The sequence below is a fragment of the Clostridiales bacterium genome (genome assembly GCA_015243575.1).
Lineage (GTDB): Bacteria > Bacillota > Clostridia > Peptostreptococcales > Anaerovoracaceae > Anoxybacterium > Anoxybacterium hadale.
The window spans coordinates 2,733,727-2,750,902 of the sequence record CP042469.1; the positions used below are offsets into that span (position 1 = coordinate 2,733,727).

At 45.5% G+C, this 17,176-nt stretch carries 14 protein-coding genes; 2 read left to right on the forward strand and 12 right to left on the reverse strand.

Annotation, left to right across the window (positions count from 1 at the left end):
- Positions 1-15 precede the first annotated feature (15 nt).
- Both FRZ06_12150 and FRZ06_12155 read right to left on the reverse strand, forming a co-directional pair.
- A complete protein-coding gene (locus tag FRZ06_12150) occupies positions 16-1,068 on the reverse strand; it encodes an inorganic phosphate transporter (GenBank protein ID QOX64032.1) in 1,053 nt (350 codons plus the stop codon).
- Positions 1,069-1,348: 280 nt separating this feature from the next.
- Positions 1,349-2,350 carry a sugar kinase gene (locus tag FRZ06_12155; protein QOX64033.1) on the reverse strand — a complete coding sequence of 334 codons (1,002 nt, stop codon included), beginning with the start codon at positions 2,348-2,350 and terminating at the stop codon, positions 1,349-1,351.
- A gap of 289 nt (positions 2,351-2,639) precedes the next feature.
- Here FRZ06_12155 and rocF point away from each other — a divergent pair, with 289 nt between their 5' ends.
- Together rocF and FRZ06_12165 are read left to right on the forward strand one after the other, a co-directional pair.
- On the forward strand, positions 2,640-3,539 hold the full coding sequence (gene rocF, locus FRZ06_12160) for an arginase (GenBank protein QOX64034.1): 900 nt from the start codon (positions 2,640-2,642) through the stop codon (positions 3,537-3,539).
- Positions 3,540-3,671: 132 nt separating this feature from the next.
- A complete protein-coding gene (locus FRZ06_12165; GenBank protein ID QOX64035.1) occupies positions 3,672-4,121 on the forward strand; it encodes an acyl-CoA thioesterase in 450 nt (149 codons plus the stop codon).
- 25 nt (positions 4,122-4,146) lie between these two features.
- On the opposite strand, the gene FRZ06_12170 is transcribed toward FRZ06_12165, so the two are convergent.
- From FRZ06_12170 to FRZ06_12215, 10 genes are all read right to left on the reverse strand, one after another.
- Complete coding sequence (locus FRZ06_12170) at positions 4,147-4,980, reverse strand: prephenate dehydrogenase (protein ID QOX64036.1); 834 nt, start codon at positions 4,978-4,980, stop codon at positions 4,147-4,149.
- A 15-nt stretch (positions 4,981-4,995) separates the two neighbouring features.
- Positions 4,996-6,009, reverse strand: coding sequence for a 3-deoxy-7-phosphoheptulonate synthase (aroF, locus tag FRZ06_12175; GenBank protein QOX64037.1), 1,014 nt, complete (start codon positions 6,007-6,009; stop codon positions 4,996-4,998).
- Positions 6,010-6,318: 309 nt separating this feature from the next.
- Positions 6,319-7,248 (reverse strand): pyruvate ferredoxin oxidoreductase, encoded by a 930-nt coding sequence (locus tag FRZ06_12180; GenBank protein ID QOX64038.1) that lies wholly within the window; start codon positions 7,246-7,248, stop codon positions 6,319-6,321.
- A gap of 2 nt (positions 7,249-7,250) precedes the next feature.
- Positions 7,251-8,441, reverse strand: a complete 1,191-nt coding sequence (gene porA / locus FRZ06_12185) for a pyruvate ferredoxin oxidoreductase (GenBank protein QOX64039.1) — start codon at positions 8,439-8,441, stop codon at positions 7,251-7,253.
- Positions 8,441-8,746 carry a ferredoxin gene (locus FRZ06_12190; protein QOX64040.1) on the reverse strand — a complete coding sequence of 102 codons (306 nt, stop codon included), beginning with the start codon at positions 8,744-8,746 and terminating at the stop codon, positions 8,441-8,443. Before FRZ06_12190 ends, porA begins: the two co-directional genes overlap by 1 nt.
- On the reverse strand, positions 8,743-9,321 hold the full coding sequence (locus FRZ06_12195) for a pyruvate synthase (protein ID QOX64041.1): 579 nt from the start codon (positions 9,319-9,321) through the stop codon (positions 8,743-8,745). Before FRZ06_12195 ends, FRZ06_12190 begins: the two co-directional genes overlap by 4 nt.
- A gap of 505 nt (positions 9,322-9,826) precedes the next feature.
- Positions 9,827-12,313, reverse strand: coding sequence for an EAL domain-containing protein (locus FRZ06_12200; protein QOX64042.1), 2,487 nt, complete (start codon positions 12,311-12,313; stop codon positions 9,827-9,829).
- Positions 12,314-12,434: 121 nt separating this feature from the next.
- Positions 12,435-12,734, reverse strand: a complete 300-nt coding sequence (locus FRZ06_12205; GenBank protein ID QOX64043.1) for a hypothetical protein — start codon at positions 12,732-12,734, stop codon at positions 12,435-12,437.
- A 467-nt stretch (positions 12,735-13,201) separates the two neighbouring features.
- A complete protein-coding gene (locus tag FRZ06_12210; GenBank protein QOX64044.1) occupies positions 13,202-16,240 on the reverse strand; it encodes a HAMP domain-containing protein in 3,039 nt (1,012 codons plus the stop codon).
- 134 nt (positions 16,241-16,374) lie between these two features.
- Entirely contained in the window at positions 16,375-16,977 is a 603-nt protein-coding gene (locus tag FRZ06_12215) for a chemotaxis protein CheR (GenBank protein ID QOX64045.1), read from the reverse strand.
- Between the last annotated feature and the right edge of the window lie 199 nt (positions 16,978-17,176).

Here is a 17,176-nt window from a genome sequence, read left to right on the forward strand (position 1 = left end):
ATATGGTAATTCTAGTTAAAATATCTTCATAAACAGCCAGGTCATCAGAAAACCAATGAGGCCGCAGCCCGGAAAGGTCAGGATCCATGCGGATACCATTTCTCTGACGACACCCCAGTTTACGGAAGAAAGCCTCTTCGCGGCTCCAACTCCCATAATAGAAGTGGTTTTTGTATGGGTTGTGCTCACCGGCAGGCCGAAAATCGAAGCTGTGAACAAGCAAAGCACCGCAGCCAAATCCGCGGAAAATCCCTGATGCTTCTCAAGCTTTACCATATCCATTCCGACAGACTTGATAATGCGGTATCCTCCGATAGAAGTACCCAGTGCCATAATCACAGAGCAAAGAACCATCAGCCAGATCGGAATTTGAAATTCCGTTACATTGCTATTTCCCTGAGACAAGAAGATACCAAGCAGGAATACACCCATAAACTTTTGGCCATCCTGCGCACCGTGCATGAACGCCATACCGGCGGCTCCCGCAACCTGTGCATTTTTGAAAACAAAATAGGTCTTCCTTCTGTCTGCTCTGGCAAAGATTTTCTCGATGGCCTTCACAACGATCCATCCCGCGCCGAAGCCCATGCAAGTCGAAAGAACCAGCCCATAAATAACCTTAACCCATTCACCAGGGTTGATGCCGGACATACCGCCCTGCAATGCAATGGCCGCTCCCGAAATTCCTGCAATCAGCGCATGGCTTTCGCTGGTCGGAATTCCGAACCACCAGGCTGCCGTTGCCCAAAGCACGATAGCAAACATCGCTGCACAAAGAGCAACCAGCGCATCCCCGGAATTTCCTCCGAAGTCTACCATGTTATAAATGGTCTGCGCTACTGTAGCATTGAATATTGTCATAATAAATACGCCAAAGAAGTTGAATACCGCCGCCATCAGAATTGCGGCCTTGGGTCCCATGGAACGTGTGGAAACACACGTAGCGATGGCATTTGGTGCATCGGTCCATCCATTGACCAGAATAACGCCCAATGTCAGTATGGTAGTAACCACAAGAGCCGGATTCGTAAATAATTGGTCGATAAAATCAACAAGTAAAACTGTCATTCAATTCCTCCTTTTCAAACGATACTATCATATCATTTTTAATGGCGCTTTACAATAATAATTGTCGAACGCAACGGTTCTGGCAGAAAGGCCCCGCAGTATGCGAGGCCTCCCGTTTACCATCTTCTGTTTTACCTGTCTGTGTTAGGTCCCAGTCCCGTTTTTTTAGCGTTATGCCCCAAATTTTGACCTAAGACAGTCTTCGGCACACTGCCCTCTTTTATTTCATTGCTCTTCTTATTTCCCAAAGAGCGGTTCTTCTTTTTCATCTATTATCACCTCATGAATAGATTTCCCTATTCTCGGCCTGATATGCTTCGATCTGCTGCTTATTTTTTACGGCCTCCACAGCACCTGCAGCTTCTGTAGAGATTGCAGCCGCAGCCGCAGCGAAACTGCCGCAATCACGAAGGCTTTTCCCATCCAAAGCTGACGCGATGAAGGCTGCAGCAAAGTTATCTCCCGCCCCCGTGGTATCAATCACTTGCGCTGGATAAGCAAGGAGGCGATATCGTTCTTTTTCGCTTTTGATCAAACATCCATCTTTTCCCAGCTTAATCATCACATTCCCCACACCATTTTGAAGAAGGCAATCTGCCATTTCATCCGGGGTGTTTTTACCCGTCAGCAACCTTGCTTCCTCCAGATTTGGCAGAAAGTAATCGATATAAGGAAGGATCTTTTCAATATCCTTCAAACCTTCCCCACCTGTCATAGGAACCATATCAGCAAACGTTACGGTTTGATGTTCTCTCGCAGTCTGTACAATTTGTAATATTGTATCCATATTTCTCAGCTTGCTGGAAAAGATGCTTGCCAGCGACACTGCTCTTGAACTTTTAATCAGCGAAAAATCGATCTCCTCCGGAAGAAAGCTTCCGGAAACCTTTGTCTGAGTTTTCAGGAACCTTCTCTGACCATCCTGATCAATCATCGCGATATTAATTCTTGTTTCCGCCTCTGGATCGATGAGCATGCCTTCATAGTGAATTCCTTCTTCGGCGCAGCGCTTAACAATCATTTCGCCGGCCATATCCTTGCCGATGTGACCTATGAGTGCTGTCTTTTTTCCGAGCCGGGATAAGATCACAGCTTCGTTGAACGCATCGCCGCCTGTGGTCAGCCGAATCCTGTCAACCATCGTGGTTTCATGGTAAAAAAAATGCTCATCAACAGGACCGACTGGAAGGTCAAGCAACACAACTCCGATACAAACTACATCAAAGCTTTTCATAATTTCTGACTCCTTATTGAGTAGTCTGCAACACTCAAAACTTGGCATGTGTTACAGCGTACTAGTTCGAATTCTTTTTCATTATTCTACCATAAAAGTGTGTTTCCTCTAACAGCTTTTTACGGAACCTTCAAATATATTTTGTGAAACAAGACAGAATATATAACAATGGAAATTGCTCTGTTGTCAAATTATAGAATCCTTCTATAATTCACCTGGCAAAAGCTGCAAAAAAATCGGCAGATTGACTTTGAAATTTAGATTGTATAAGATGGTATAAGATTGTCTAAAAATGGTATAATTTGTTGAAATCGGAGCGAAGATTAAGGAGTATCGAATGAACAATACGATAGAAAAAATTCATGTAATTGGCATGCAGATGGATCTTGGGGCATCCAAGCGGGGTGTAAATATGGGACCTTTGGCCATCCGATATTCGGGGCTGATGGAAAAGCTGGAAGAACTGAGTTTTTCCGCTTCAGACAAAGGCGATATTCTGGCAGGCGATCCTGATCCTTCAAATCCTAAATTAAAAAACTTCAAACCCATTTTCGAAGCCAACAGAAGCCTGTTTGAAAAAGTCACTACTTCGCTGAAGGAAGGCGCCTTTCCAGTTATATTAGGCGGAGATCATTCTGTCGCAGCGGGAAGTATTTCTGCGACGAATCAGTTCTACAAGAAAGTCGGAATCATCTGGATTGACGCGCATGGAGACTTTAACAACGAAGAAAGTTCTCCCAGTGGAAATATGCACGGAATGCCCCTTTCCGCTGTTACAGGTTTTGGCCCCGCTTCAATGGTTGCATTCAGCGGATCTGATCAATATGTGGATCCTCAAAATGTGGCGGTCGTGGGAGGAAGAGACATTGACCCAGGTGAGAGAAAACGCATGGCCGAATCCGGAATTCACGTATTCTCCATTCATGATGTGGACCGCCTTGGAATGGCTGAAGTGATGAAAAGAGCCATCGAGGTTGCTGGAAACGGAACCGCCGGAATTCACGTCAGCTTTGATGTCGATGCAATCACGCCGCAGGAAGCACCTGGTGTCGGAACTCCTGTCCACAGCGGACTTACCGTACGAGAAGCCTTTTTAGCCGCAGAGTTAATCGCCGAATCAGGAAAGCTGATCGCACTGGATATGGTTGAAATAAATCCTATCCTTGACGAAAAGAACCGTACTGGAATCCTCGCATGTGAGCTAATCCTATCCTTGCTAGGCAAATCCGTATATTAAAACAAATCCAGATACAAATCAGGGTATCCTTCAGGGCTTCGTTCTATTTACGAAGTCCTGATTTTTTGAATGAAGTGCAACTGGTTTGCATCGATAAATTGGGGTATTATTATTGAAAAGAGAGGTGGCAGAATGGATAAACGAACGAAAATTGTGATGAGTCAGGTCATGCTTCCCAGCCAGGCCAACGTAGCCGGAAACGTCCATGGCGGTGAAATCATGAAGTTGATGGATACTGCGGCCGGCGCTGTCGCAAAAAAATATGCCAGGGGCAACGTGGTGACCGCCCGAGTGGACGAGCTGCAATTTCACCTTCCGGTATTTGTAGGCGCAATGGTTACAATGACAGCAATCATTGCCTATGTGGGCAGAACCTCAATGGAGGTTGTCGTTACCGTTGATGTTGAGGATCTGGAATCCGATACTGAACCCATCCGCGCCCTGTCCTCCTACTTTACCATGGTGGCTTTGGACAAGGCGGGCAAACCACGTCCCCTTCCTCCGCTGCTGCTTGAGACAGAAGAGGAAAAGGAACTTTATGAAGAAGCGAAACGCAAGCGGGAAGGCTTACGCTGCAAATGAGTACGAAGTGACATCAATTCTATCATCATCCATCGATCAGGATCTTGCGTTCTGTTCCTTCATGGAGCAGATCCCAAAGATCCTTTTCATTTCCCGCCTGAATTGCATCCCGATATTCCTGCAGGCGTTCGATCATTCCATTGATCTCCTCAGCAAGATTTTCACGATTTAAAAGGAATAGCTCTGTCCACATGTTCTCGTTAAGCTTGGCTACCCGGCTCAGATCTTTATAACTTCCTGCAGAAAAACCCTTATGACGAATCGATGTGGGACTCTTTACATAAGCACTGGAAACAACATGAGCCAGCTGCGAAGTAAACGCAATGATTTGATCATGCTCTTCCGGCGTTGATATCTCTACATGGTTGAATCCAAGCGACATCCAAAACCTCTTCAGCTGATCCATATCCTGTATACTCATATCCCTCTGTGGTGTAAGAATCATTGAGGCATGCTTGAACAGGTTCTTCTGAGAATGCTCAAATCCTGAATATTCAATTCCGGCCATAGGATGCCCCCCTACATAGACAAATCCCTTTTCATCCGCGATGGGCTGGATTTCTCTGCAAACAGCAGACTTCACACCGCAGCAATCAATGACTACGGCGCCTCTTTTTAGTTCACTTTGATGTTCCTGCACAAAGCCTATTGCTGCAGCAGGATAGAGTGCAAGGATTATAATATCACATTGCGGCATTACTTCTTCTGTGAGCTTTTCATCGATGGCTTCCAGAAGAATTGCCTTGTAGATGACGGATTCCTGCAGGTCAGTACCAAAGACTTTATGCTCTGTGTTCTGTTTGATCGCTTTGGCGATGGAGCCTCCAATGAGCCCTAAGCCAACAATACCTATCTTCATCGTTTTCCCCCGTTCTTAGTGCGCGCCATGAAATGCAAAAGGCAGGATATTCTGTACACTCTTAACCAGATCCGTAAAAGCCTCCGGCGTCAGAGACTGCTGTCCGTCGCAAAGCGCGTGGATCGGATCATTATGAACCTCTATGAGCAAGCCATCCGCTCCGCAGGCAACTGCTGCCATCGCCATGGGCTTCACAAGCTTTGAAAGTCCTGTAGCATGGCTGGGATCGACAACAATCGGCAGATGGGTCATGGTTTTCAAAAGCGGTACAGCGGAAAGATCCAGCGTGTTTCTCGTCGTGGTTTCGAAGGTTCGGATCCCTCGCTCGCAGAGGATTACTCGTCCATTGCCTCCGGCCATGATATATTCTGCACTCATGAGAAGTTCCTGAAGGGTACTGGAAAGTCCCCTCTTCAGAAGAATTGGCTTGGTTGTTTTCCCCAGCTCCTTCAAAAGCTCAAAATTCTGCATATTTCTGGCTCCCACCTGAATTACATCCACCTCTTCAAACAATGGCATCTGTGATAGATCCATGATTTCCGAAACGATAGGAAGACCAGTGGCCTTCTTTGCTTCCAGCAAAAGGTCGATCCCTTTATCTCTCATCCCCTGGAACGCGTATGGGGAGGTTCTTGGCTTAAATGCGCCTCCTCGCAGCATTCCAGCTCCCGAGGCTTTCACACTTTCTGCAACGCTGCAAATCTGATCGAGAGATTCAACGGAGCATGGCCCTGCGATAATTTGGAAATTTCCTCCTCCAACTTTCACGCCGTTTACATCAACCACGGTATCCTGGGGATGGAATTTCCGATTTGCATTCTTGTAAGGTTCAGTGATACGCTTAACAGATTCTACAATATCAAGCGCGGAAATCAGGTCAATATCCACGATAGAGGTATCTCCGATGAGACCCAATATAGTCGTATTTTTTCCCTGTGAAAAATGAATATCAATATTCATACTTTTCAGCCACTGAACCAGATTGTCCAGTTGCTTTTGATTCGGATTATCTTTTAACACTACAATCATTTTTGTACCCTCCTGATTTGATAAAGAAAAAAACTCCGCAGTGAATTCCACTGCGGAGCCTATTTGTTTCCTTGATTCTTCTATTTCTATCAAGAATAACCTCAGCACCCTTTTGCGGTGAAACCCAAACTAGCCTTGCATCCGTAATAATAATAGGAAGCAAAGCTTACGTAAGTGTATTCAGCTGCAAAATTCTGCTTAATCATGTTACTCTCCAAAACTAACATCATCTGATGCTTTTGATTGTTCTTATCATAGCATAGGAAAAAAGTGTTGTAAATATGCAAAATTAATTATTTCCCTCACAGGCTACTTGCATCTTGCCAGCAAACTTTCCCATTTTTCATCGACAAACTGCTGAGCTTCCTCAATCATCCACTCATTACCGGCCTTGAACATATGCTTGAAACGACCCTGCTTTTTCAGATAGTCCTCCACAGGAAGCTTCTTCTTCGGCTCGTAATTCAGCTTCCATACACCGGATTCCACTTCAAAGAGCGGCCAAACACAGGTATCCACCGCCAGCTTGCAGATCTCTGCCAAATCCTCGGCCTCGTATCTCCACCCCCGCGGACAAGGAGACATTACATTTAGGAATGCGGGTCCTTCCGTATAGAGGGCTTTCTCCGCCTTTTCATGGAAATCCTTGAAGTTTCCGATGAATGTGGTCTGTGCAACATAGGGGATATTATGGGCTGCCAGAATTGCCGTCAGGTCTTTCTTATTTTGAGGCTTGCCCGGAATTACTTTTCCAACAGGCGTAGTCGTGGCATCCGTAAACCTTGGTGTAGAGGAAGATCTCTGGATACCGGTATTCATATATGCTTCATTGTCATAGCACACGTATACCATATCGTGTCCCCGCTCCATTGCGCCCGAAAGGGATTGAAGCCCGATGTCATAGGTACCGCCGTCACCGCCAAAGGCAATGAATTTAAAGGTGTCATTGATCTTTCCCTTCTTTTTAAGAACCCGGTACGCAGCTTCCACGCCGCCGGCTGTCGCACCTGCATTTTCGAAGGCGCTGTGGATATAGCTGTCCTGCCATGCCGTATAGGGATACAGGTAGGAAGACACCTCCAGGCAGCTGGTTGCATTGGTAATGACCGCTTTGTCCTCCGGCTTTAAGGCTCTCAGCACACCGCGAACGGCAAGACCAGCGCCGCAGCCTGCGCAAAGACGATGTCCTCCGGCAAAGCGTTCCGGTTTGCTCACCTGTTGTTTTAAGCTGTATGCCATGATTACACCTCCTGCTCTCTCTGACCGAAATGACGATAAATTTCTCCCGCAACACCGGTCCTGCCGATTTCAAACAGCTGGTCATAGATCATTGCAAAATCTTCCACGCAGATGTCGCGGCCTCCCAGTCCATATACATAATTGATGGCCTTGGGTCTGTTTTCCAGATCATACAGAGCGGAGCGAACCTCTGCGAAAAGAGGTCCGCCGCAAGCGGAAAAGCTCTCCGCTTTGTCCATGACAGCAACAGCCTTTACCACTTTAAGAGCTTCTGCCAACTCTTCCATCGGGAAGGGACGGAAGACTCTGACCTTAACAAGACCCACCTTTTTTCCTTCTCTTCGAAGCTGCTTTACCGTTTCTTTTGCAGTCCCGGCACTGGATCCTATGAGCACCAGCGCAACCTCCGCGTCCTCCATTTCAAAGGCTTCGAAAAAGCCATAACTCCTGCCCGAAATTTCTTCAAACCTTCTGGCAACCTCCAGAATAACCGGCTTGGCATGTTTCATTGCCTCTGCCTGCTGCTTTTTATGTTCCATATAGTAATTGGAGATGTCATAGGGGCCTACCGCAAGAGGGTTTTCCTTCTTCAACAGATAGTGCTCCGGTTCATATTCTCCAACAAATTTCTTAACCGTTTCGTCTTCCAGCAGCTCAATATTCTCCACCGCATGACTTGTGATAAAACCGTCCTGACATACCATCACCGGCAGGCGAACTTCCTTGTTTTCCCCGATGGGCATTGCCTGTACAAAGTTGTCGTAGGCCTCCTGATTGGTTTCAGCGTACAGCTGAATCCACCCGCTGTCTCTAGCACCCATGGAGTCCGAATGATCATTGTTGATATTGATGGGTCCAGTCAGCGCTCTGTTTACTAGTGCCATGGTGACAGGCAGCCTCGCTGAGGATGTTACATACAGCATCTCCCACATCAGCGCCATTCCCGCTGATGAGGTTGCAGTTATGGCTCTTCCGCCCGCGGCTTGAGCCGCCATACAGGTGGACATGGCGCTGTGCTCCGATTCAACAGCTACAAACTCCGTATCGACTTCTCCGTTTGCAACGTATGTAGAGAAATACTGAGGGATTTCCGTGGATGGTGTGATAGGAAACGCTCCCATCACATCGGGATTGATCTGTTTCATTGCAAATGCTACAGCTTCATTACCAGACATTCTATCTTTTCTTGCCATCACGCACCTACCTTTTCTAAGGAGATTGCCTTGAAGGGACAGACCTTAGCACAAATACCACAGCCCTTACAATGCATAAAATCAAAATCTTCCCGCTTGCCCTCCACAACCGGTATGGAGCTATCGGGACAGTAGGGTACGCAAAGCATGCAATGCTTGCAATTTTCCGGATGGTAGACCGGAATCATCGTTCTCCAGTCACCGGTGTTAAACAAAGCGGAGGTTCCGCCTTCATAGATTTCTCCTCCCAGAGTCATCTCCTGCCATGGGGTGGTTTCATTAATTTCTGAAGCTTTCTTGATCATCCGCAGCATACCTCCTCCAGTGATTTTTTTAATGCCTTCATATTCCCTTCAATGACGCTGGTTCTTGCTCCAAATTTGTGACGGAAAGATTCTTCCATGTCCTTGATAAAGTGATCTGCATCCACGACATTGCTCACCTTGACGGCAGCTGCAAGCATGGGCGTGTTTGGAAAATATCTGCCGAGGGTTTCCTCGGAGATCTTTCTTGCATCAATGGTATAGACCTGTCCTTGATATCCTCTGAGTAAAGGTCTTAGCTCACTTGGGCTCTTTTCACTGTTGATGATGATGGCGCCGTTTTCCTTCAGGCCTTTTGTCACATCTACAGCGGTCAAAAGCGTTTCATCCACCACGATGACATAGTCGGGCTGATAGATGTTGGAATGAACCGTACAGCGTTCTTTGCTGATCCTGTTATATGCTGTAATGGGTGCTCCCATTCTCTCCGGACCATATTCCGGAAAACCCTGAACATACTTTCCGGAACTGAAGGCTACATCAGCAAGAAGCAGGCAAGCGGTTTTAGCCCCTTGGCCTCCCCTGCCGTGCCAACGAATTTCTACAATATCTTTCACATTAACCTCCTTATCCACCATTCTTTCTTTGCAATAAAAATGACAGAATGGTGCCATACGTAAATAGTGCGATCTGCATATGCCGGAGGATCACAATAAAAAAACCTTCATCCTGCAAAGGACGAAGGCAAAAGCTATCGTTATACCACCTATTACTGCATACCAACATACGCGTTCCCTATAACGGGGGAAAACCGTCAAAACCTACATAACATACACTGTTCACTGTCGTGTCATTTTCGGCCTGCGACTCAGGAGTGATTTTCAGCTATTCTTCTACCGGTATCGGGCTTCCACCTTTCCCGAATCGCTGTAACTTTTAAAGAATACTTACTCTCTCCATCACTGTCTTTCTCAATGTTGAATTCAGTATAGTTGATTGTTATCTGTTTGTCAAGCATAAGTTTTAACTGTTTTTTTTGTTTGTTGACAATAAGTTATCTGCCGATAAGGCCGTAACCAATGCCTTCACCCCCGGCTGTGAATCGTAATGATAATAACTTTGTCAACTATACATCTCCTTGCAGAGTGTATACAGTGCCATGGTAAGGTCAACCTTCTCCGTAGGCCTGTGTTCAAATTCTACACCATATTCATAACAGTTTTCTTCCAGCTCCTGTACCCATATGGGAAATCCAGTAATGCTGACATTGGTGCCATCCTTCATGGGAATCGCAAACTGCAGTGTTAATTCACGATTGACCGGCAGCCTGACTCCGGCAGTAAAGCAAAGTCCCTCAGAGCCGATATTCTTGATTTCCACCCTGATCTTTCCGACCTTAAATTTCTGCCCGGGTATTTCGACGATGGACATATCCGCCTCCAAAATCGTTGGCAGCTTAATTCTCAAATATTTTCGTTTATCACGGTTCTCTTCCTTTTCCCGCAGAAGTTCTGTGGGCAGGCACTTTTCGCATACGAGAAGCTGCTCAAAATCACCGAGGGGCATGGGCTTATTATAGAGGAATCCTTGTCCTGAGTAACAATTCAGATCTCTGAGATAAGCAAGCTGATCCCAGTTCTCGATGCCCTCCGCCACCAGTTTGATCCGGAGTTCCTGCGCCAGATCGATTACCGAACGGGTAATAATGGTACTGGCTTCATCCAGCATTACATTTTTAATAAAGGAACGATCAATTTTCAAAATATCAATATTAAAGGAGTTCAGGTACGAAAGAGAGGAAAACCCAGTTCCGAAATCATCTAGTGCTACTTGAATTCCTACGGACTGAAGGCGCTTGATATCGAGAATCGCTTTCTCCGGGTTCTTCATAAATACGCTTTCGGTAATCTCCATAATAAGAAAATGTGGATTTAAGCCATATTCAGCAATAATATTCAGGATATTCTCAACGAAATTCCGCTCAAAGAATTGAATGCTGGAATAATTCACCGAAACCTTAATGGGAGCCATTCCGCCCTCCATCCATTTCCTATAGTTCCTGCAAACCTCTCTGAGCATCCAATTTCCAAGGTTGATAATAAATCCAGACTCCTCCGCCAGCGAGATAAACTCATTGGGAGATACCATACCCCATTCGGGATGTTCCCAGCGAATCAGTGCCTCAGCAGCAAGAATATCATTAGACTCAAGTCTGACCTGAGCCTGGTAATAAACACGAAATTGATTTCTTTCAATGGCTTTCAGCAGATCGTTTCTGAGGACAACCTGCTTATAAATTTGGATTCCAATATCTGAGGAGTAGAACTTATAACGGTTCTTCCCTTCATGTTTGGAACGCAGAAGTGAGATATTCGCATAGTTGATCAGAAGATCTGGATCCTTTTCATCATTGGGATACATACTGATTCCCAGACTGACGGTCATGTCCAGCTCATAAAGATCCACCTTGTAAGCTTCTGTAAACAAGGATGCGATTTTCTTCACGATTTGTTCATATTCCCATGATTTATGTAAGTTCTGTACAATGATTGCAAATTGATCTCCCGAGTAACGGCAGATAAACCGTTCCTCTCCCAGGATTTCTTTAAGACGCTCTGCTACCTGTAAAATAAGCTGATCTCCCAGTTGATAACCCAAAGCGTCGTTCACATAACGAAAACCATCAATATCAAGCATAATCAGCGCGAAGTCCTGATCCGGGCCGCACTCCTCACACAATTGTGTCATTTTTCGCTTTAGATAAACTCGGTTTGGCAGCTTTGTCAGCTCATCATGGGTCGCAATAAATTCAATTTCCTTCTGGTTATCAATCCGATCAGTTATATCCCGCCAATTGATCACAATCCCCTGGATAGATTGTTCTGAAAGCTGATTGCTCATGGTATAGGTGAGATAATGATCCTCGCCGTCGAGATTTTTTAGAATCAGATCGCCTTCGCTTCTCTCCTCGGGAAAGTCCAGCACGTGCTCCACTTTACGAATGAAGCTCTGTTTCTGCTCTCCTTCCAGAAATTCGAGTGCATTTTTACCGATTCTCTGCTCAGGAGTCGCACCTGTTATTTTCTCGATGGCAGGACTGATATATAAAATACTATAATCTGGAGAGATGATTTCAAAAACATCGCTGGACTGCTGCACGAGCACCTGAAAGCGCTTTTGAATTCTATCGATGGTCTCCTCTGTCTTTCCAAGAAAAGTCTGAAACTCCAGCATACCGGTAATATCCTGTATGTTTCCATATAAATAAATCAGTTTACCTTCCTGATTGTAGATCGGAATGATAAGCTGTCGTATATTTCGAATCGTTCCATCCGGTCTGATGATGCGATATTCAATATCAAAGGTCAGTTCACTGACAGCGCCCGTGATCTTGTTGTCGACCATAGCCCTGTCTTCCGGATGTATCATATTAATGAAGCCCTCATAGGTGCCATCATATTGTTTGGAGGAAATTCCGTAGATCCGATAAGCCTCTTCTGACCAACGGCTTATGTTTTTCAACACGTCCATTTCCCAGCTGCCGATATGCGCAAAATCATGCGCTTCAACGAGTTCTTTATAGTTTTTCTTCATGTCCTCATGCAGCAAGTCGTTATCCTCCCGAAGTATGCTTTTTCCTTATCAGAACATTGAAAACCTCCAAATGAATGCAATCCATGCATCAATTTGGAGGTTATCTTTTGCAACAATCGATGCGGGCGTTCTGACATTATTTCATTCGATGCTTAAGTTCGTCTGCTTTGTCTTCTATTGCGTCCTTTAATCCCTCTGCCCTGTCTTCGAGTCTGTCCTTCAGATGTTCGGCCTTCTTCATTAGATGTTCCGTTTTATCCCCTGCCTTGTCCATCCAGTCCTCAGCCATATCCTTCATTTCTTCCATACCGGATTCTGCTTTGTCCATCCACACTTCAGCCTTATCTCCCGCTGCATCCATCATAGACTCAGCTCGTCCTCTGGCTTCGCCGGCGGCATTCTTAGCAGACCCCATTACGTTGTGAATCATACCCATATGATACCTCCCCTGAATCGCATCGGCACCCCTTTCGCTCATTCTGCCCGAGCTGCCTTTGCAAAAGTATTTTACGGCTTTATTTTACCATATTTCAGCGATTTAATGCAAACATTATGTTTGTCCTTGTCAGCTTCTGCCGATTTCTAAGAGCGTATCATCTCACAATTTTGAATGATGTTATCTTACCATGAAAAAAAGCAGAAAACAAGCTGATCCTTGTCGATTTAGCGAATTTTTTCCGTTTGTGTCACCTTAGTTATGCATCCTTCAGTCGAATTTAATTTCCATAATCTTCATATTACTTTCATGCGATTACCAAATATTTCATTTTTATGTGGAATAAAAATCAAGGAACCACCTTCAACCGGGGCGCCTTCACAGACACTCTTGTCTTCTGCAGTTCCTTGCTGTCGTTTTGCAGATCACCCAATCCTTATAAATTGAGTGATCTGCTTATCTCGTTCTTAGTACTTATCGTGTTCATCATCTCCAAGGAGGATTCTTGGCTTAGCACCCATCGGCTTCTCCTGCGCTGCAGGAGCAGCTCCGGCCAAAAGTGCTGCATCAGCACCGGGTAAAGCCTTGGTGCCCTTATTCACCTTGAACCTTCCCACCATTTCTTTCAACAGTTCTGCCTGTCCGGAAAGTTCTTCACTGGCTGCGGCGCTTTGCTCTGCAGTTGCTGAGTTATTCTGAGTTACCTGGGACACCTGCTCGATTCCCTTGTTGATCTGAGCGATTCCCGTCGCTTGCTCGTTGGATGCTTCTGCAATATTCCCTACCAGGCTGGCGGACTTTTCGATTCCTTCTACGATTTCCACCAGTGCTGCGGCTGTTTCGTTGGCAATCTTCGTTCCTGTCTGGACCTTGCCGATGGAGCCTTCGATGAGTTCTGTCGTCTCTCTGGCTGCGGCTGCGCTTCTTGCCGCAAGATTTCGTACCTCTTCTGCTACTACAGCAAAGCCTTTTCCGTGCTGGCCTGCTCTGGCTGCCTCTACCGCCGCATTCAGCGCCAGAATGTTGGTCTGGAACGCGATGTCGTCTATAACCTTGATGATCTTTGAGATATTGGCTGAGGAATCATTGATCTCTACCATGGAGTTCAGCATCTCCTTCATCTGGTCATTGCCTTTTTCTGCGTTATCTCTGGCATCTGCCGCAAGTTCACTGGCCTGGTTTGCATTCAGCGCGTTCTGCTTCGTCTGGTTTGCGATTTCCGCGATAGACGCTGTCAGTTCCTGAATGGAGCTTGCCTGCTCTGTGGAGCCCTGGGAAAGCGCCTGGCTTCCGTCGGACACCTGCCTTGATCCTGCAGCCACCTGTTCCGCCGCTTCGCTGATATCTCCCATCACCTGTCCGAGGGACATGAGGATATTGTTTAAGGAATCCTTGATGGCGATAAAATCGCCTCTGTAGTCTGCAGTAATGGCCTGGTTCAGATTTCCGCCGCTGATCTCCGAAAGAACGTGAGCGATCTCGCTGACGTAGCTTCTCATATTGTCAATGGTTTCATTCAGTGCATTCTTTAGCGCCGCATGATCGCCTTGGTAGTCGCCCTCCACTCTGAGCTGCAGATTGCCTTTGGCCATTTCCTGAAGAACCTCGGAGGCTTCACTGACCGGAGCCATGACGGCATCCAATGTTTCATTAATGCCTCGGATAACATTTGCATATTCTCCGTCAAACCGCCCGGCATCACCTCTCTTGGAGACCTTCCCTTCAACAGCAGCTTCTGAAAGCATTCTTGTCTCATCCACCAGACTCTTGATATTCTCGATCATCGCAATGATCGACGGGATCAGCCTGTCGTTATCGCTTAAGCTTCCCAAATTCTTGAGCATTCCCAAATCGCTCAGTTTTCCCTTTGAGACGTTATTTACGATGATGATGGTTGAATTAATGCTTTCGCAAACCTTGTTGACGGAGTCAGCAAGCTGACTGAAGATTCCCTGATACTGACCTTCCACCATACTGTTGAAATCATTGACAGACATCTTCTCCAAAACAGCACTGCCTTCTACAAGCCCGCCAAGACCGTCAATACAGGAATTGATACTGTTCTTGATTTCGTTAAAGTCACCCTTGTATTCTTCTGTAATCCGCTCTGGGATTTCACCCATTCCGATCTGCTCTATGTATCCTGCCGCTACGCCAAGTGGTGTAATGAGTGCATCCAACGAATCGTTGAATCCTCCCACAATCTTTGCAAATCCACCCTTGAGCTTACTCAGATCGGCTCTGTAGGTCAGATCCCCTTCATTTGCCGCCTCTGCCAGACTCAGGGATTCATGCTGCAGCGTATAAAGAGATTCTCTTACCAGCAGCAAATTGCCGATGAGCACACCATAGGTTCCGGGATAATGATTTTCCAGCTCCTCCATATCTTCTCCATTGGCCATCAGATCGATATATTCCAGCGCAATGCTGAGAGGTTCCATAATAGCATCGAGGGTACTGTTAAAGCCCGCGATAATTTCCCTGTATCCTCCGCTGAACCGATCGGTGTCGCCCCTGTATTCCAGATTGCCTTCTACCGCCGCTGCAGTCAGTTTTTCCGCTTCATCTACCAACTCTTTCAAAGTATTTGTAACTTCAACAAGACTGATGCCCAAAACGTCCTTTTCCGATCGAGGTTTGATTTCTGCGGAAAGATTGCCCTTTGCAATCTCCTTTGCAATATTTGCCTGTTCCCTGAGGTGCTCAGCGATTTCTACAAAGCCCCTGCCTATCAAACCAATTTCATCATTACGATGAAGGGATCTTTCATCAATCTGAATATCCGTATCACCCAGCATCAATAACTTGGATTTTTCAGCGATCCGCCTGAGAGGTCTTGCAATGGCCTTGTTAATAATCATATAAAACAAGATGATAAACAGAACACTAGTAATCAGAATCATCCCAGCCATAATCGGGATTTGAGCATGTATCTTAGCATTCTGTTCGTTCATCGGAAGGTCTGTACCTACCAATCCAACGATTTTACCGGAAGAATTGTAGATGGGAGCAAAGCCTGTAATGGAAATTCCAAAAGGAGGACCATAGTCCTGCGGCTCCGTATATCTACCTTTTCCATCCTGCAGCACAAGGCCCGGGTCTTCCGTATAGATATTCTTCGGGTCCGTATAACCGAGATAGCCCCATTCCTTCTGATCCTCCCCGTCCAGATAACCGGAAACAATCAATTTATAATTGTCCCCATCATCAACGAAAGAGTATACATAGCTTGCGCCATTTCTCTTTTTGGCTTCGCTCATCATGGTCTTAATCTGTTCGAAGTAATCATCGGTCTGTCCTGTCGTGCTGTACGCGACAAGCTTATCACCATCGATTCCCCCTGCCAGTGACTCAGCTACAGCCAGGGCTTTTTCTCCCGTGAGCGTCAAGGCATTTTCTCGATAACTGATAAAACTGAAAATGCCAATCGCTAAAGTACTAATCACGATTGCTATGATCAAAATAAGTGACAGTTTTCTTCCTATGGACCCTGTTATCATACTCATTTGTAATCCTCCTTTATATGTCTTATTATGAATATCGTCTTTACCTCTGAAAACTTAATCTTTATAGGCTGGTAATTGTTTCATTATCGTTAGAATTTACATCATCTTTACATGGATTTAACATGGAAATAATCCTACTTTTTTCTGTATAACTGCGCATTGGAAAGAAGCGGTTCAAATTTGCCTTTCAGCTCCTGTGGCAGCTTCTGCGTCTGTTCCATCACTAGAAATCCTCCTTCCGCAAGGGCTTCATAAAACATCTCCAGCACTAAAATACGCTGCTCCTCTGTAAAATGAAGAAGAACGTTCTTGCACACCACAAGTCCGAAGTCTTTCCCTGGAGGCGAAAGAGAGAGCAGATCATGTTTGTGAAAGCTGACGGATCGCTTGATTTCATCCTTCAATTGATATCTTCCTGAAGTTTGGTCCGCTACGAAATATCGTTCAAAGATTTCTTTTGGAATTCGCTGGACTTGATCTTTCAGATACGAGCCCTCTTTAATAATCCCTGAGAAGAGATTGCTTTCATCAATATCTGTAGCCAGAATTCTTACATTTCGAAAAAGCATGTGTCCCATGCTCTCATTCAGAATCATGGATAAAGAGTATGGTTCTTGTCCGGAAGCGCAGCCTGCATCCCAAATATCGATGTATCGTTTTGTTTTTAGATAAGGCAGCGCATAATCTCTAACCACATTCAGAGTCTGAAGATCTCGAAAAAAATATGTAAAAGCCATGGGAACGGTTCCTCCCTTTTTCAGTATTTCAATTATACAATATATCCTCGAATAAAAGGGATATTTATCGGAAAAATACATTTTCAGGCAGAAATTTATCGATTCCTCAGAGTTGAAAGCAGGCCGCGCGCAGAAGATACTTCTCATAAGACAGCTCGTCTTTAATATATTTGTTAGTAGGCATCGGTTATAAGCAGCA

What these genes read in the sequence shown, in the direction of transcription:
- FRZ06_12150 (QOX64032.1), bottom strand. Translation starts at nt 1,068, where the DNA reads ATGACAGTTTTACTTGTTGATTTTATCGACCAATTATTTACGAATCCG.
- FRZ06_12155 (QOX64033.1), bottom strand. Translation starts at nt 2,350, where the DNA reads ATGCCAAGTTTTGAGTGTTGCAGACTACTCAATAAGGAGTCAGAAATT.
- rocF (QOX64034.1), top strand. Translation starts at nt 2,640, where the DNA reads ATGAACAATACGATAGAAAAAATTCATGTAATTGGCATGCAGATGGAT.
- FRZ06_12165 (QOX64035.1), top strand. Translation starts at nt 3,672, where the DNA reads ATGGATAAACGAACGAAAATTGTGATGAGTCAGGTCATGCTTCCCAGC.
- FRZ06_12170 (QOX64036.1), bottom strand. Translation starts at nt 4,980, where the DNA reads ATGAAGATAGGTATTGTTGGCTTAGGGCTCATTGGAGGCTCCATCGCC.
- aroF (QOX64037.1), bottom strand. Translation starts at nt 6,009, where the DNA reads ATGATTGTAGTGTTAAAAGATAATCCGAATCAAAAGCAACTGGACAAT.
- FRZ06_12180 (QOX64038.1), bottom strand. Translation starts at nt 7,248, where the DNA reads ATGGCATACAGCTTAAAACAACAGGTGAGCAAACCGGAACGCTTTGCC.
- porA (QOX64039.1), bottom strand. Translation starts at nt 8,441, where the DNA reads ATGGCAAGAAAAGATAGAATGTCTGGTAATGAAGCTGTAGCATTTGCA.
- FRZ06_12190 (QOX64040.1), bottom strand. Translation starts at nt 8,746, where the DNA reads ATGATCAAGAAAGCTTCAGAAATTAATGAAACCACCCCATGGCAGGAG.
- FRZ06_12205 (QOX64043.1), bottom strand. Translation starts at nt 12,734, where the DNA reads ATGGGTATGATTCACAACGTAATGGGGTCTGCTAAGAATGCCGCCGGC.
- FRZ06_12210 (QOX64044.1), bottom strand. Translation starts at nt 16,240, where the DNA reads ATGAGTATGATAACAGGGTCCATAGGAAGAAAACTGTCACTTATTTTG.
- FRZ06_12215 (QOX64045.1), bottom strand. Translation starts at nt 16,977, where the DNA reads ATGGCTTTTACATATTTTTTTCGAGATCTTCAGACTCTGAATGTGGTT.